This is a genomic window from Micromonospora sp. NPDC051924 (assembly GCF_055586005.1).
Genome location: NZ_JBVJJA010000031.1, coordinates 1 through 15,551, shown reverse-complemented (window position 1 = coordinate 15,551; position 15,551 = coordinate 1). Strand labels below are relative to the sequence as shown.

Sequence of the window (15,551 nt, the reverse complement as noted above, 5' to 3'; positions counted from 1 at the left end):
GGGCGAGCCGGCACCAAGCCACGCGCTTCACCCCCTCAAGGAGGGACAAATCATGCAGTACCGCACCTTGGGCCGCACCGGTGTCCAGGTCAGCAGCCTCGTGCTCGGCGCGATGAACTTCGGCAGCCTGGGGCGTACCACCCAGGACGAGGTCACCGCCATGGTCGACGCCGCCCTGGCGGGCGGGATCAACCTCATCGACACCGCCGACATGTACGGCCAGGGCGAGTCGGAGGAACTGGTCGGCAAGGCCATCGCCGGCCGCCGCGACGACATCGTGCTGGCCACGAAGGCGAGCATGCCCATGGGCGACGAGCGCAATCATCAGGGCAGTTCGCGCCGCTGGCTCGTCACCGCGCTGGACGACAGCCTGCGCCGGCTCGGCGTCGGCCATGTCGATCTCTACCAGATCCACCGGTGGGACCCGAGGACCAGCGACGAGGAGACCCTGTCGGCGCTGACCGACCTGCAGCGCGCGGGAAAGATCCGCTACTTCGGCTCCTCGACGTTCCCCGCGTACCGCATCGTCCAGGCCGAGTGGGCCGCCCGGGAGAACCACCTGGGCCGGTACGTCACCGAACAGCCCAGCTACTCGATCCTGCAGCGCGGCATCGAGACCCACGTCCTGCCCGTGACCGAGCAGTACGGACTCGGCGTGCTGGCCTGGAGCCCGCTGGCCTCGGGTTGGCTGTCGGGCGCGATCCGCAAGGGCCGGGAAATCACCACCAGCCGCTCAGCCTTCATGCCGCAACGCTTCGACACCGCCATCCCCGCCAACCGGGCCCGGCTCGACGCCGTCGAGCAGCTCGCCACGGTCGCCGACGAGGCCGGCCTGACCATGATCCAACTCGCGCTCGGATTCGTCACCGCACACCGCGCCGTGACCAGCGCGATCATCGGCCCCCGCACCATGGACCACCTGCGCTCCCAGCTCGCCGCCGCGGACACCGTGCTCTCCGCCGACGTGCTCGACGCGATCGACGCGATCGTCGCTCCCGGCGTCGACCTCGCCCCGCACCAGAAGCACGACACCCCGCCCGCGCTGCTCGACGCGGCGCAACGACGCCGCTGATCGCTCGTCGCGTCCGGGGCGGCAGGCGGGCAGTGGCGCGCCCCCTGCCGCCCCGACGCGTCGCGACGGCCGCGTCGACCCGTGACCCATTTCGCGGAAAGGACGAACGGACTCATGCCGCAGACACCCCGACCCCGTTTCGGGATCATGACCGCCCCGGCACAGGTCGGCTACGACGACGTCCTGCGGGTCTGGCGGGAGGCGGACTCGATCCCGGAGATCGAGCACGCCTGGCTGTTCGACCACCTCATGCCGATCGGCGGCGACCCGAACGGACCGGCCTACGAAGGCTGGACGCTGCTCGCGGCCCTCGCCGCGCAGACCCGACGACTGCGCCTCGGCCTGCTCGTGACCAGCAACCGGTTCCGGCCGCCCGCGATGTTGGCCAAGATCGCCACAACCGTCGACATCGTCTCGGGCGGACGGCTCGACTTCGGTATCGGCGCGGGTTCACGACCCGGACACCCGCTGGCCCGGCGCGAGTACGACGCGCACGGCCTGCCCTTCCACGACTCCGCCCACGCCGTCGGAAGCCTCGCCGAAGCGTGCGCGGTCGTCCGCCGGCTGTGGACCGAGACCGAACCGTTCGACTTTCACGGCACCTATGTCCGCCTCACCGGGGCGTTCGGCAACCCCAGACCCGTCCAGCGCCCCCACCCGCCGATCCTGGTCGGCGGACGCTCCGCCGCCGTGCTGCGCGTCGCCGCCAAGCACGCCGACCTGTGGAACATTCCCGGCGGCGATCTCGACGACGCCGTCCGCCGCAGCGCGCTGCTGGACCGCTACTGCGCCGAGATCGGTCGCGACCCCGCCTCGGTCACCCGCTCGATCCAGCTGCCGGTCTCCTACGACCGGCCCGGCACCACCCGGGACGCGATCGGCGGAGCGATCGACGCCGGCTTCCACCACATCGTGCTCGGGCTGCCCGCGCCCTATCCCGCCGACGTCGCACGGTGGGTCGCCGACGAGCTCATCACGACGTCGGACCAGACGGGCGCGTGACGGGCCCGGCCCCCTCCACACTCTGGGGCTACGCGCACTTTCGGCTCATGTCGGGCCGTGGCCCGCCGCGGAGGAGCGCCCCCATCGACGTCCTCATCGCGAGACTCGTTGAGCGACCAAGGTAAGACCTACGGGGCCTTCATCGAGGCCGGACTGAAGGCGGAGCGGGAACGTCGTACCGCTTGCGATGCCCGTGGCGTCTCCCTGGTCACCACTTCCGGTGGCCTCGTTACGCTGCTGACAGCAGTAGTGGCATTCGTCCGGGTTGGTTGGGACCACGAGTTCCCGAAGAGCGCCCTTGGGCCCTTGGTGTTTGCACTCGTCTCGCTGACGGCGGCAGCCGCGGCTGGGATCTTGGCTAGCTGGAACAGGTTTTACGAGGTTCCCTGACCCGCCACATTGGACAGGATGCTCAACGATCGATGGGCGCTTGACACCGAGGTGGCCGCCCGCAACTTTGTCGGCACGATGCAGGTGCTGACGATCAGTGGTCTTCGCGAAGGCAACAACTGGAAGGCCAGGTGGGTGTCTATCGGCCTCGTCGCCCAGGTCGTCGCGCTGCTGGCCTTGAGCGTGGTCGTGTACATGCTGCTGCGGGCTACGCCTGAGGAACCGCCCCGACACCGAGGCCGTCAAGCGTTTCTCCATGCCTCACGTCCATCGCGTCGTGCGCTGCCTCGATGTGGTCGGTCAAGGCAGGATCTCGACGTACCCGTCGCTTCCATGGACGCGGATCCGCTGCCCGTCCCGGATAAGCCGGGTGGCATCTACCACACCGACGACGGCAGGCAAGCCGTACTCCCGGGCGATCACTGCACCATGGGTCATCAGGCCGCCCACCTCCGTCACCAGTCCCGTGACCGCGACGAACAGGGGCGACCAGCTGGGATCGGTATAGGCCGTGACCAGGATGTCGCCCGCCTCGAGATCGGCCTCCGCCAGGTCGAGGATGACGCGGGCCCTTCCCTCGATGGTCCCGGCGGAAACCGGTAAGCCGATCAGGGCACCGACCGGCACGTCGTCGCGCCGGTACGCGCCGGCGACGGCCTCGCCGTCAGATGTGAGCACCCGGGGCGGCGTGAGCGCGTGGTACGACCGGAACGCGTCCTTGCGCTGCTGGATGAGCTGGTCATCCACGCTGTTCGAGCGCACGACGTCGTGGAACTCCTGGAACGTGAGGTAGAAGCTGTCCTCCTTCTCAGGGAGCACGTTGGCCTGCACGAGGCGCTCGGCCTCTTCCAGCAAGGCCTGCTTGTAGACGAAGTAGCGGCTGACGATGCCGTACTTCGGGTACTCCCGGTAGCCGATGAAGGTCCGGACCCGGTCGATCATCCGCTTGGTCTCGTCGGCTTTCCGCTCTCCGTCGGGCAGGGCCCGCAAGCGTGAGAGCACGTCCTGTTCCTTCTTCTGTGCCTCCTGCCGCCCTTGCTCGAAGCGCCGCGCGGCGGCGCCCGGCTCGAAGTTCCTAACGTTGTCGAGGATCAGGGGCACGAGCGTGGTGGGGCGCTCGCGCCAGCGCGGCCTCGTGATGTCGATCTCGCCGACGCAGCGCATGCCGTATAGGTCGAGGTAGGCCTCGATGGCGTCGCGCGCTTCGGTCCCGCCCGCGAGCTTCGGCAGGTCGTCCAGGAAGCCCTCGTCCTCGACGCCCTGCAGGAACGCCACCACCTCCGGGTGCGGGCGGATCACATCGGCGACGTCGAGCAGCGCCAGTCCCATCTCCGAGGTGACGTTGTCAGGGGCGGACAGGGTGAGCGTGTCGGCCCCGTTCTTCTCGCCCAGCCAGTCCTGCAGCTGGTCGTTGAGCCACCAGGTGGCCTCCATCCCCGCCATGATCGCCTGCATGCTCAGCGGATCGCTGAGGACTCGCTTGTGCTCCTGGAACGCCTCCAGCAGGAAGTCGAACAGCGCCGGTCCGGTCTTGGTCCGGATGTCGCGCCGCAGGGCGGCGATGGACGCCTGGCTGCGCTCGATCAGCTCGGTGACGATGGCTGGATCGGTCTCGATCGGGGCGGACGCGCCGCCGGCCGGCGGCCCACCGGGACCCGCGTCCGGGAGCGACGGGACGAAGTCGTCGCGGTCGAGGACGGTCTCCAGCGCGTCCCTGGTCAGCGGATCGGATCTCCCCGCGGCGTTCAGGAGGCCGGCGCGGCTCGCAGGCGAGGCCAGGCCCCGGGTGGCGTCGACGAACAGCCTCCCGCCGGCCTCGTGCATCGGCGCCATGGCCGTCAGCTGCCACACGGAGACTCCCAGGGGCTTCATGGGATCGGTCATCATCTGTTGGTGGCCGACTGAGATGTAGACGTGGTTCGCTGCGTCGCGGGCCGCGGGGATAGGGAACAGCGTGGTGATCGGCCGGCTCTGGACGATCTGGAAGTCTTCGCCGACCAGGCACCATTCGATGTCCTGCGGGCGGCCGAAGTGCGTTTCGATCCGCCGGCCGAGCTGCACGAGCCGCACGACCTGCGCGTCCGTCAATGCCGGCTGCTCCTGCCGCTGCGGGCCGATCGCCACTTCCTGCGTACCGCCAGCCGGCAGGGCGTGAACGGCACGCTGCTTGGCGGCGACCGCCTTGGCGACGATCTCGCCGTCGCGCACCTTGAAGACGTCCGGGTTCACCAGGCCGGAGACCAGGGCCTCACCGAGACCGAAGCTGGCGTCCACGGTGGCGACCTTCCGGTTGCCCGTGACGGGGTCAGCCGTGAACAGGATGCCGGCCGCATGCGGGAAGACCATCTGCTGCACGACCACGGCCATGTGGACCGTACGGTGGTCGATGCCGTTCCGCTGGCGGTAGGTCACGGCCCGCTCGGTGAACAGCGACGCCCAGCACCGGCTGACGTGCTGGAGGATCGCCGCCGGCCCCACGACGTTGAGGTACGTGTCCTGCTGGCCGGCGAAGGAGGCCGTCGGCAGGTCCTCTGCCGTCGCGCTGGATCGGACGGCGTAGGCGGCTTGCTCACCGAACTGGGCGAGCGCGCGGGTGATCGCCGCCGCCAGATCGTCGGGGATGGCGATCCCTTCGATGGTCCGGCGGATCTCCGCGCTGAGCGTGCGGATCGCCTCCCGGTCGTCCGGGTTCAGGCGCGACAGCTGATCGAGCCGATCGTCGACCGACGGCGCTTCCGCCATGATCCGCCGGAAGGCGTCCGTCGTCACGCAAAAGCCAGCCGGCAAGCGGATGCCTTCGATCCGAGACAGTCCGCCCAGGTGCGCGCCCTTGCCGCCAACGACCGCGACCTGCATCTCGTCAACGTCTCGAAGATCCAACACGTACTGCTCGATCATTGCGATACCTCCGAGGCAGCCGTGCGTCGGCGGCCGCTCCGCCCAGTCGGGCGGGGCGCACACCCGCACCACGCACGTCATGCCCCATTTCCGCAGGTTGTGGCCTCGGCCGACGATTCTGCGCCACAACACGGGTCTTGCCGCAAGCCCCCCGATGCGCTATACGTTAAAAGTGGCAGGGAGAGAGATCTCCTTGCCTTTGCCTTAGCCGTCCGCGGCACCGCCGCGTTCGCCGCGGGTGGGATCGACGGCCAGTCGCCGCGTTGCCGAGCCAGACCCCGCTGCTCCCCAAGGGGTGACGGGCGAACTTCTGGTCCAGGCGGATGTCTACGGGCCCAACACGTCGCGCTCATGACGCTGGTGACCCGGGAGTTCAAGTCCGCCTATCCCGCCTGGCCGAACGGTGCGGTTAGGCGAGCCGGAGGAGCGAACCTCTGGGCAGTAGGCAGGCTAAGAACGTGTCGCTTCTTGTCTGACGGCGCGAGCGAGGCGGCGGACGGCCTCGTCCATGAGGTCGGGTGGGGCTGCAGCGTAGGTCAGGCGCAGCTGCGACGCCGGGGGTTCGGCCGCATACCAGGGGCGGCCGGGGAAGACGATGACGCCTTCGCTGGCAGCTGCGACGGCCAGGGCGACGTCGTCGGTGCCGTCGGGCAGGCGGGCCCATAGGTGCAGGCCGCCGCGTGGGATCGTCGGTGGGGCGAGTTTCGGCAGGTGCCGGCGCAGTGCGGTCAGCAGCGCCTCGCGCCGTGTCCGCAGCGCGGTGCGCAGGTTGCGGCGGTGCCGTGTCCAGGCCGGGGCGGTGACGAACTCCAGCGTGGCCTGCTGCAGCGGGCCGGCGACGAAGAAGTCGTCGAGCAACCTGGCCGAGCGCAGCCGGGCACCGGCTGGGCCGCGGGCACCGATCGCGGCGACACGTAGGCCGGGAGCGGCGGACTTGGTCAGTGAGCGCAGGTAGATCACGTGCCCGTCAGAATCATCGGCAGCCAGCGGTGGCGGAGCCTCTCCATCGATGGTGAGGTCGCGGGCGTAGTCGTCCTCGATCAGGAACGCTCCGGCGTCGCGTATGGCATCGGCGACCTCGGCTCGGCGGTGAGCAGCCAGGGTCGCACCGGTCGGGTTGGCGTAGAGCGGTTGGCAGTAGAACAGTCGGGCGCCGGTGCGAGCAAACGCGGCGGCGAGTTGGTCGGGAAGTACGCCGTCGGCGTCGGCGGGCACCGGTACCACCCGCAGCCCAGCCGCCCGGGCTGCGGCCAGTGCCCCCAGGTAAGTCGGAGACTCGACGAGCAGGGTGTCGCCGGGTGCGGCGAGAGCGCGCAACGCGGATGACAGCGCAGCCTGCCCGCCCGGGCAAATCACCATGTCGTCGGCGCGCAGCCGGGCCCCGGCCTCACGGGCGAACCAGGCGCGTAGGTCCTCACGCCCCTCGGCCGGTCCGCGCTGCCACGCTGCGGGCTGCCGGGCGGCGCGGGTGAGCGCGGCGCCGAGCGCCGCAGCCGGCTGCAGATCCGCGTCCAGGTAACCGCCAGACAGCGGAATCGCTCCCGACCGCGGTAACGCCAATAACGCCTGCATCTCCTTCTCGCCTGGTCGGCAGGGGCCAAGCGCGACGGTTTGCCAGGACAGGTCGGGGGCGCGTCGCTCGTCCGGTGAGGCGGCCACGAAGGTGCCCTTCCCCGAACGCGTCTCGATCAGCCCTTGCGCTACCAGCTGTCGGACCGCCTCGGCGACGGTCACCGGCGAGGCCTGGTGCCGGGCGGTCAACTCGCGCACCGAGGGCAGCCGAGTTCCGGGGTCCGAGACGGCCACGAGCCCGCGCAGATCTTGGATAACGCGGTCCACTGCGTTACCGTTGTTCATGAAGGACAAGAGTAGCGCTACTGTCGCAACAACGGTAACGGCGGGTCGGGTCATCGGCCTCACCCTCGGCGCGCTGGGCGTGCTCGCCTTCAGCATTTCGCTGCCCGCCACCCGCGTCGCCGTGCAGCAACTCGACCCGTGGTTCGTGGCCTTCGGTCGGGCCGTCGGTGCGGCGCTACTGGCATGGGCGTACCTACGTTTCACCGGCGCGCCGCGACCCACTCGTAGCCAGTGGCGGCGGCTGTCAATCGTCGCCCTTGGCGTCGTCGTCGGCTTCCCGCTGTTCACCTCGCTGGCACTGACGACCCAGACCTCCGCGCACAGCGCGGTCGTCATCACCGTGCTGCCCGCCATGACTGCCGTGTTCGCGGTACTGCGGGCCGGCGAGCGCCCACCGCTGCTGTTCTGGGTCGCCAGCGCCGGCGGGCTGGTGGCGGTGCTCGCCTTCCTGACCACCAGCGGAGCGGTGCACGGCGCACTCTCGGCCGCCGACCTGTTCCTGCTCGCGGCGGTCGTCCTGTGTGGGCTGGGATACGCCGAGGGCGGCGCGCTCGCCCGGGAACTGGGCGGCGCCCGGACGATCTGCTGGGCGCTGCTGCTCTCGCTGCCCGTCACCCTGCTCATCACGCTCGTCGCCGCCTCGGCCCACCCACCGCGCGCCGACGCCGCCGCTTGGTCGGCGTTCGGATACCTCACCGCGATCTCCATGTTCCTGGGCTTTTTCGCCTGGTACGCAGGTCTAGCCCGAGGTGGCATCGCCCAGGTCGGCCAGATCCAGCTCGCACAGCCGGTACTCACCCTGCTCTGGTCCGCGCTACTGCTCGGAGAGACCGTCACCCCTGCCTCGATCGGGGTGGCGCTGGTCGTGCTGGCCTGCGTCGTACTGATTCAGCGCACCCGCAGCGCGCGCGCAACAAACCTGGACGCCATCGCTGACGCGGTGCATCGCACCCTTCCACCCCCATGCGCGGGACCGCTCCCGGCACAAGGCACCCCCACGAGCGGCCGACCACACCCGTCAGCCCCTGAGCGTGCCGACCTAACGGACCGGGCCACACTCAACTCTGCATGACGGGGCGTTGATCATCGGCCAGCTGCTACCTGGACGACTGGGACCTGTCGCACATCACGTGGCAGAGCTGCGTAGCAGATCAGTCGCCGGCAGCACAGCTGAGCAGGGCGTTTCCGTGGTGGGGCGGGCGGGACTCGAACCCGCGACCGAGGGATTATGAGTCCCCTGCTCTAACCCGCTGAGCTACCGCCCCGCTACCGCGCCGGATCGTAACCCGCCAGATGGATCACCGGCCACCACCGAACGGCCCGCGCCGCATGATCGGCCGACACGATGGGCAACGCGAGGATAACAGCGTGCAGCGGACCGGCCACCGCGGCGGTCCGCGGGCCGGAGCGTCACCGCCCCGGATCGAGCAGGGTGGCGGACAGCCAGGCGGTGACCGTGTTGCCGGCCTCCCGTGCCGAGCGGACCATGCGGCTGAGGCGACCCGACTGCGGAGGCGGAGGCGGGATCACACCGCTGGGCCGGGCCGGCATGGCGACGTGCCGGTCCGCGGGCACCGCCTGGTCGACCGCGGCGAGGTCCGGCACGGGTTCGAACAGGTTCGGTTCGACGTGTACGACGATGCCGTCGTCGCCGATGAGCCGGCGGGCCCCGTCGGGCCAGACGAACAGGGCGGCACAGTCGACGTACCGGACGGTGGCCAGGGCCTCGCCATCGACGCCGGTGACGCCGTCGGCCCCGACGATCAGCTCGCTGTGGCCGTCCCTCCCCTGGTGGAGTATGCCCTCGACGGAGTCGTCGGAGGAGGTGGGCGCCGCGGTGAAGCCAGCCCAGTCGGCCCGGAGCCCTTCGGGCACCAGCAGCAGCGCGGAGGCCGCCGCCTCGCGGGCCACCTCCCGCAGGTCGTCGACGGTGACGGCGGCGAGCTCGGCCCGCAGCTCGTCGAGGTCGCGCACGGGTGCGCCGGTCAGGAGATCCCGGGCGCACCCCGGGAGCCGGTCGGCATCCGCCTCGGGGTGGGCGAGCGCATCGAGACGCCGGGCCACCGCGACGTCCCGGTCGGCCGGCGCGATCCGGCCCACCCGGAGGGTGGCCAGCGTGTCGACGAAGCCGCCGAGCAGGGCGTCCTGCTTGTCGGGGGACGAGTCGGCGAACGCCCGCAGGCTCGCCGTCCCGTCGCCGCGGGGCTGACAGCCGGCGGCGACCTGGTAGGACAGCCCGTCCTCCTGCCGCAGTGAGCGGAACAGTTCCCGCTCCAGCACACTCGCGTAGATCGCGGCGGCGGCCCGCCGCCGGACCACCGCGTCGAGGGCGACCAGCCCGACGCCGTCCGAGAAGTACGCCGGTGTCTGCGGCAGTGCCGACGACGGCGCGGGCACGGGCCGCGGTTCGCCCTCGGGCAGCGGCAGCCGCAGCCCTCGGGGCACCTCGTCGCCGGTGAGGAAGAGGACCGCGTTGCCCCGGGTGAACCGGCTCGCGGCCCACTCCCGGACCTCGTCCCCGGTGACCCCGGGCAGGCCGTACTCGGGATAGCCGACCAGCCCGTGGTCCCGCGCACCGTGTCGCCACAGGGCCAGTCGGTCCAGGCCGCCGCGCGGGCGGCCGCCCTCCTCCACCCGCATGATCTCGCGCTCCACGTCCAGCCGGTGCGTGGGCGGTTCACACAGGTTGCGGCAGACGGTGTGCAGGAACGTGACGATCTCCTCCGGGCCGCCGCGCACCACGAAGCTGCTGAACAGCGCCTCCGTCGTTCCGTTGGCGTCGTGGTCCAGCGGCCCGAGCGGGCTGAGCGCCAGGTGCTCCAGCAGGTGGGTGATCCCGCGCCGGGCCAGTGTCTCGTCGGCGACGCCGACCCGGAACACGAGCCCGGCCCGGACCGGCCCGGCCGCCGGCGCGAGCAGGGTGGGCACCCCGTCGACCTCGAGCTGCCGGATCACCGGTCCCCGCCCTTCGCGTAGGCCTCCGTGCGGGCCTGCCCGAACCGGGCCACCGGGTCGCCGAGGTAGCGGAAGACCGACGGGGTGCCGTACGGGCCGAGCGCGTCGAACTGTTCCCGGGCCGCCCGGTGCTCCGCCATCAGGTGGAAGACCAACGCGAAGGTGCTCCGCACGCTCACCCAACCGGTCGTGTGCGTGAAGTCGGCATGCCGCACGGACCGGTCGGCGGCGGCGTGGATCTCCTCGGCGACGTCCGGCGACCGCAGGTAGTCGCGGAAGCCGCGCAGGTCGGCGCACTCCATGATCCGTTCGAGGTGGGCCTGCGCGACGAGGACCGCCTGCGCGGCCCCGGGCGGCGCCGCTTCGGTGCAGCTCCGGGCGAACGTGTCGACCGCCGACCAGTCGCCGCCCCACTTCGGACAGAGTTGTTGCAGCAGCGCCGTCTGCGCGGGAAGGTGGTGCGGCTGGTGCCGGGCGAGTCGGTCGTACCGGCGGCGGGCCTCCGCCAGCCCGAGCTCCAGCCCTCGCGCGGTGGTGATGCGCTGCGTCCAGGCCGTCACGTCGTCCGGCCACTGTGCCGTCACATCGATCAGGATCTGTTCGGCGCGGCGCAGGTGGTCGTGGAACCGGGCGAACCGGTCGGCGCTGACCCGGTCGGCGGTCGCCCGGGTCCGGATCCGCCAGCCGGCCTGCAGCAGGGCCGCCCCGAGCAGGGTGCGGGCGAGCGGGCTCTCCGGCTCGTCCCGCAGCCGCAGTTGCAGGAGGCTCTCCACCCCGCCCCACTCCCCCGCGACATCCGCCAGGTGGCTCGCGGTCGCGGCGTCCGCGTCGGCGAAGACCTTCCGCAGCGCCGGCCAGTCGTGGTCGCGTAACGCCAGGCGCAGGGCCGCGACCTCGGGGTACGCGGCTTCCGGATCTCGGTCGAGCGGTGGCGGGAGGGGCACGGCGGGATCCTAGATGATCAACCCGCCGTCGGTGGGCCCTGTGTCAGCCCGCGGCGCGCAGCTCCGCCAGCACCGCGCCGGCGGTACGCCAACCGCTGGCCAGTGCGCCCTGGATCGACGGGGTGTCCCGGTGGTCCCCGGCGACGAAGAGCCCGTCGCCGAGCGCGACCGGCTTGCGCAGCCGGCCCTGCGGGGGCGGCGCGGCGGGCAGCGCCGCCGGGACGGAGACGGTGGTGAGGTGGGTCCAGTCCGCGGTGGAGCGCCCGTAGAGGCGGTCCAGTTCGCGCCGGACGGCCGGCTCGGGCGGGGCCTGCGGGCCGACCACCGAGGTGGCCACCAGGTGCCGCCCGGGCGGCGCGTACGTGGGTGCGGCGTTGCTCAGCACCACCGTGTTGGCGACCAGTTCGCGGCGTTCCCCGTCGAGCAGCAGGATCGGCTCGGCCAGGGGCGGGGTGTCGGTGCTGTGGTAGTAGGTCGTGTAGCTGTGCATGCGTACCCGGCCGAGCGTGGGCAGCAGCGTGGTCGCCGCGGGCGGGTCCACGGCGACCACGACGGCGCGGCAGGCCCGATCGCCGTCCCGGGTGCGGACCCGGCCGGGCGCGACCTCGGTGACCGGGCTGTCCAGCTCGATCAGGTCGGCCGGCAGCGGGCCGGCGATCGCCTGCGGCAGCGCGGCCATCCCCCGGGCGGGCAGGCCGATCCGGCCGCGGGCGAACGCCCGCAGCAGCACCGCGAGCACGTGGCTGGAGGTCGCCAGCTCCCGGTCGAGGAGTACGCCGGAGAGGAACGGCCGGAGCAGCTCCTCAATGATCGTGTCGGAGAGCCCGGCCCGGCGCAGGGCCACCTCGCTGGTGGTCTCGCGCGCGTTGAGCAGCCGGCCGACCGGCAGGATGGCGCAGCCGGCGGCCAGGGCGGCGAAGCGCAGCCGGTCGGCGACCGAACCGATCCCGGCGGCGACGGTGCCGGGCGCGCCGGCCGGCTCGCGCAGCGGGTTGACCAGCCGCTCGAGGCGGTCGCCGCGGCGGACGAGCACGCCCGCGGTGAACCAGCCGAGGTCGAGCGCGCCGAGGTCGAGCAGGCCGCCCAGCCGCGGGTATGCGCTGTTGAGCACCTGGAAACCGCGATCCAGCAGGTAGCCGTCGACCTCGTCGGTGGCCACCCGGCCGCCGAGCCGGTCGGCGGCCTCGAGCAGCCGCCACGGTACGCCGGCGCGGTGCAGCCGGCGGGCGACGGCCAGGCCGGCCAGGCCGCCGCCGACGATGACGACGTCGGTCTCACCGGACACGTTCCACCTCCGGGCCGGTCCGGTCGCCGTCGCGGTTGTTCCTCGCGAGCCGGCCGGGCCACCAGATCTTCGGCCCGATGTCGTACGCGAGCGCGGGCACCAGCAGCGACCGGACGACGATGGTGTCGAGCAGCACCCCGGCGGCCACCGCCACGCCCAGCTCGACGAGGACCACCAGCGGCAGCACGGCGAGCGCGGAGAACGTCGCGGCGAGCACGATGCCGGCGGAGGTGATCACGCCGCCGGTGACGGCGAGCCCGGCGAGCACGCCGGCCCGGGTGCCCCGGCGGACGGACTCCTCGCGAACCCGGCTCATCAGGAAGATGTTGTAGTCGATGCCGAGGGCGACCAGGAAGACGAAGGCGAAGAGCGGGAACGACTGGTCGACGCCGGGGAAGTCGAGAACGTACCGGAAGATCAGCGCGCAGAGGCCGAGCGTCGCCAGGAACGACAGCACCACGGTGGCGATCAGCAGCAGCGGGGCGACTAGGGCGCGCAGCAGCAGGGCCAGGATGACCGCGATGACCAGCAGCACCACCGGGATGATGACGTTGCGGTCCCGGGTGGCGGCGTCGGCGGTGTCCACGTTGATCGCGGTGAAGCCGCCGACCACGCTGTCGGAGCCTTGCACCCGGTGCACCGCCGCGCGCAGATCGCGGATGGTCCGCTCGGCGCCGTTGCTGTCCGGCGGGTCGGCCAGGGTGACGTTGAGCTGCACCCGCCCGTCGACGACCTTGGGGGGCGCGTTCGGGTTCGGCGGCCCGGCCGCGCCCTGCTGGGTGAGGGGCAGGACCGAGGACACTCCGCGTACCCCCTGGGCCACCTGGGCGACCTGCCGCGCGGTGGCCTGGTTGGTGAAGATGGTGGCCGGGCTGCCGGTGCCGGCCGGGTAGTGCCGGGCGATCGCCTCCTGGCCGGCCACCGAGTCGGTGCGGTTGGTGAACAGGTCGGACTGGCCGAGGGTGGTGGCGCCGAGTTGGGTGACCCCGATCGCGAGCGCGGCCAGGACGACCGCGGTGACGATCCAGACGGTCCGGGCCCGCCGGGCCACGAAGCCGGCGATCCGCCCCCAGATGCCGTGCTCGGTCCGGGGGTCGGCCTGGTCGAAGCGGGGCCGGCGCGGCCAGAACGCCCAGCGTCCGCCGAGCAGCAGCAGGGCGGGCAGGAAGGTGAGCATCACCAGCAGGGTGGCGGCGATGCCGACGGCGGCGACCGGGCCGAGTGCCCGGTTGGAGTTGAGACTGGACAGCAGCAGGCAGAGCAGGCTGACGATGACGGTGGCGCCGGAGGCGACGATGGCCGGGGCGGCCCCCTTCCACGCGGTGCGCACTGCGTCCCAGGGCCGTTCGTGCCGGTGCAGTTCCTCGCGGTAGCGCGCGATCAGCAGCAGCGCGTAGTCGGTGCCGGCGCCGAAGACCAGCACGGTGAGGATGCCCTGCGCCTGCCCGTTGAGCTTGATGACGTCGTTCTTGGCGAGGTGGTAGACGAAGACCGAGGCCAGCCCGTACGACATGCCGGCGGCGAGCAGGGGGAAGATCCAGAGCACCGGGCTGCGGTAGACGATCAGCAGGATGATCAGCACCACGACCAGGGTGACCAGCAGCAGCGGCCCGTCGATGGCGGTGAAGACCTGGATCAGGTCGGCGAGCAGTCCGGCGGGTCCGGCCACGTCGACGGTGAGCCCGTCCCGGCTGGGGCCGACGATCTCCCGCAGCTTGTCGACGACCGCGCGGATCTGCTCGCCCTCGGAGCTGTCGATCGGGACGATCACCTGCACGGCCTGGCGGTCCTCGCTGACGATCGGTGGCGGCAGCGGGCCGACCACGCCCGGGACCTGGGCGAACCGGGCGGCGTCCGCCTGGACGCGCTGCTGGTCGGCGGGGGTGATGCCGGAGGTGCGTTCGTAGACGACGAGGGCCGGGGTGGTCTCCCGCTCGACGAAGCCGGCGGAGAGGTCCTGGGCCCGGGTCGCCTCCGCGTTGGCCGGGAGGAAGGAGGCGTTGTCGTTGGTGGCGACGTCGCCGAGTTTGCCGGAGTAGGGCCCGGCGATCGCGCCGACGACCAGCCAGCCGAGTACGACCGCCAGCGCGATCAGCGTGGCCGTCCAGCGGCTCCGTCCTCCGGCCATCTCCACCCAACCTTGAATCGACGCACGAATCGACGCATCGGGAGTCTAAGTCGACAGCGACCATCCTGCCGGGCGGAAGCAGGCGCGGGGGCGAAAACCAGTGCCACGAGAAACGCCCGTCGGCCTGGGCCGACGGGCGTCGTGTGGAGCGGAAGCTCCCCCGATTGGACTCGAACCAATAACCTGCCGGTTAACAGCCGGCTGCTCTGCCAATTGAGCTACAGGGGATCGTGCACCGCCCGGCTGCCGGATCTCTCCGCGCCGTGCGACGGGGACAAGAGTACAGGACATCGGGGGGTGGTGCGCCAGGGGGTTACCGCATCGACCCGGACGCCCCCTGGAGCCGCCAACCCGCCGACAATACGGACAAATCGTCATCTCGGCACAAGGAGGCATGAGCGGAGAGCAGGATGGGTAGTTAGCCGCCGACAGAGGACGCAGGCGCGAGATGGTCGCTCCCGCCGGGACCACCCGGTGGGGACGGCGGCGCGTCAGGTACGAAAGGAGCCGCCATGCGCGGAAAGATCATGTTCCTTGGCGGGCTGGCTGCGGGATTCGTCCTGGGCGCCCGTGCCGGCCGGGAGAAGTACGAGGAGTTGGTGGTCCGGGGCCGCAAGGTGCTCGACCACCCGACCGTCCAGGAGGCGGCGGGGGTCGCGCAGGCCCAGGCGACCCGGCTCTACGCCGAGGGCAAGGACAAGCTGGGGCAGACCAAGCTCGGCGAGAAGCTGGGCAGCGGCAACGGCAGCAAGCCGGGGCTGACCGCGGCCGACAAGCCGTTCGCCGGCACGCCGGCGGCCGTCGGCGCCAAGTCCGGCTCGACCGGCACGGGCTCCACCAGCGCGACCGGCTCGACCACCACCAGCACGAGCACCAAGTCGTCCGGCACGGGCACCAACGGCAGCACCCTCTGACACATCCGGCCAGGGGGGGGGGGGGGGGGGGGGGGGGGGGGGGGGGGGGGTGGGGGGGAGGGGGGGGGGGGGGGGGGGGGGGGGGGGGGGGGGGGGGGGGGGGGGG

Annotated in this window: 10 protein-coding genes and 2 tRNA genes; 4 read left to right on the top strand and 8 right to left on the bottom strand. The window is 71.8% G+C overall.

Features of this window, described 5'->3' with window-relative positions; translation table 11 throughout:
* The first annotated feature begins 52 nt into the window (after positions 1–52).
* Both ACZ6S5_RS23175 and ACZ6S5_RS23170 read left to right on the top strand, forming a co-directional pair.
* The gene (locus ACZ6S5_RS23175; RefSeq protein ID WP_466003582.1) at positions 53–1,072 is read left to right on the top strand and encodes an aldo/keto reductase; all 1,020 of its coding nucleotides are present in this window, start codon (positions 53–55) and stop codon (positions 1,070–1,072) included.
* 114 nt (positions 1,073–1,186) lie between these two features.
* Positions 1,187–2,074, top strand: a complete 888-nt coding sequence (locus ACZ6S5_RS23170) for an LLM class flavin-dependent oxidoreductase (RefSeq protein WP_466003580.1) — start codon at positions 1,187–1,189, stop codon at positions 2,072–2,074.
* A 690-nt stretch (positions 2,075–2,764) separates the two neighbouring features.
* On the opposite strand, the gene rph is transcribed toward ACZ6S5_RS23170, so the two are convergent.
* Positions 2,765–5,362 (bottom strand): rifamycin-inactivating phosphotransferase, encoded by a 2,598-nt coding sequence (gene rph, locus ACZ6S5_RS23165; protein WP_466003579.1) that lies wholly within the window; start codon positions 5,360–5,362, stop codon positions 2,765–2,767.
* Between the two features lie 450 nt (positions 5,363–5,812).
* Positions 5,813–7,219: an aminotransferase-like domain-containing protein gene (locus ACZ6S5_RS23160; RefSeq protein ID WP_466003577.1), complete on the bottom strand. Its 1,407-nt coding sequence runs from the start codon at positions 7,217–7,219 to the stop codon at positions 5,813–5,815.
* On the opposite strand from ACZ6S5_RS23160, the gene ACZ6S5_RS23155 reads away from it, so the two are divergent.
* Positions 7,218–8,291 carry a DMT family transporter gene (locus ACZ6S5_RS23155; RefSeq protein ID WP_466003700.1) on the top strand — a complete coding sequence of 358 codons (1,074 nt, stop codon included), beginning with the start codon at positions 7,218–7,220 and terminating at the stop codon, positions 8,289–8,291. The two genes, ACZ6S5_RS23160 and ACZ6S5_RS23155, sit on opposite strands and share 2 nt — an antisense overlap.
* A 116-nt stretch (positions 8,292–8,407) precedes the next feature.
* On the opposite strand, the gene ACZ6S5_RS23150 is transcribed toward ACZ6S5_RS23155, so the two are convergent.
* The 6 genes from ACZ6S5_RS23150 to ACZ6S5_RS23125 all read right to left on the bottom strand — a co-directional run bounded on the left by ACZ6S5_RS23150 (position 8,408) and on the right by ACZ6S5_RS23125 (position 14,759).
* Positions 8,408–8,484 (bottom strand) — tRNA-Ile (locus ACZ6S5_RS23150).
* 145 nt (positions 8,485–8,629) lie between these two features.
* Positions 8,630–10,174 (bottom strand): M16 family metallopeptidase, encoded by a 1,545-nt coding sequence (locus ACZ6S5_RS23145; protein ID WP_466003575.1) that lies wholly within the window; start codon positions 10,172–10,174, stop codon positions 8,630–8,632.
* Entirely contained in the window at positions 10,171–11,118 is a 948-nt protein-coding gene (locus tag ACZ6S5_RS23140; protein WP_466003573.1) for a hypothetical protein, read from the bottom strand. The genes ACZ6S5_RS23145 and ACZ6S5_RS23140 overlap by 4 nt, the downstream gene beginning before the upstream one ends.
* 43 nt (positions 11,119–11,161) lie before the next feature.
* The gene (locus ACZ6S5_RS23135) at positions 11,162–12,403 is read right to left on the bottom strand and encodes an NAD(P)/FAD-dependent oxidoreductase (RefSeq protein ID WP_466003571.1); all 1,242 of its coding nucleotides are present in this window, start codon (positions 12,401–12,403) and stop codon (positions 11,162–11,164) included.
* Positions 12,393–14,531 (bottom strand): MMPL family transporter, encoded by a 2,139-nt coding sequence (locus ACZ6S5_RS23130; RefSeq protein ID WP_466003569.1) that lies wholly within the window; start codon positions 14,529–14,531, stop codon positions 12,393–12,395. The genes ACZ6S5_RS23135 and ACZ6S5_RS23130 overlap by 11 nt, the downstream gene beginning before the upstream one ends.
* 155 nt (positions 14,532–14,686) lie before the next feature.
* Positions 14,687–14,759, bottom strand: a tRNA-Asn gene (locus ACZ6S5_RS23125).
* A gap of 284 nt (positions 14,760–15,043) precedes the next feature.
* Between ACZ6S5_RS23125 and ACZ6S5_RS23120 the strand changes: the two genes are divergently transcribed.
* Positions 15,044–15,445 carry a hypothetical protein gene (locus ACZ6S5_RS23120; RefSeq protein WP_466003567.1) on the top strand — a complete coding sequence of 134 codons (402 nt, stop codon included), beginning with the start codon at positions 15,044–15,046 and terminating at the stop codon, positions 15,443–15,445.
* Positions 15,446–15,551: the final 106 nt, after the last annotated feature.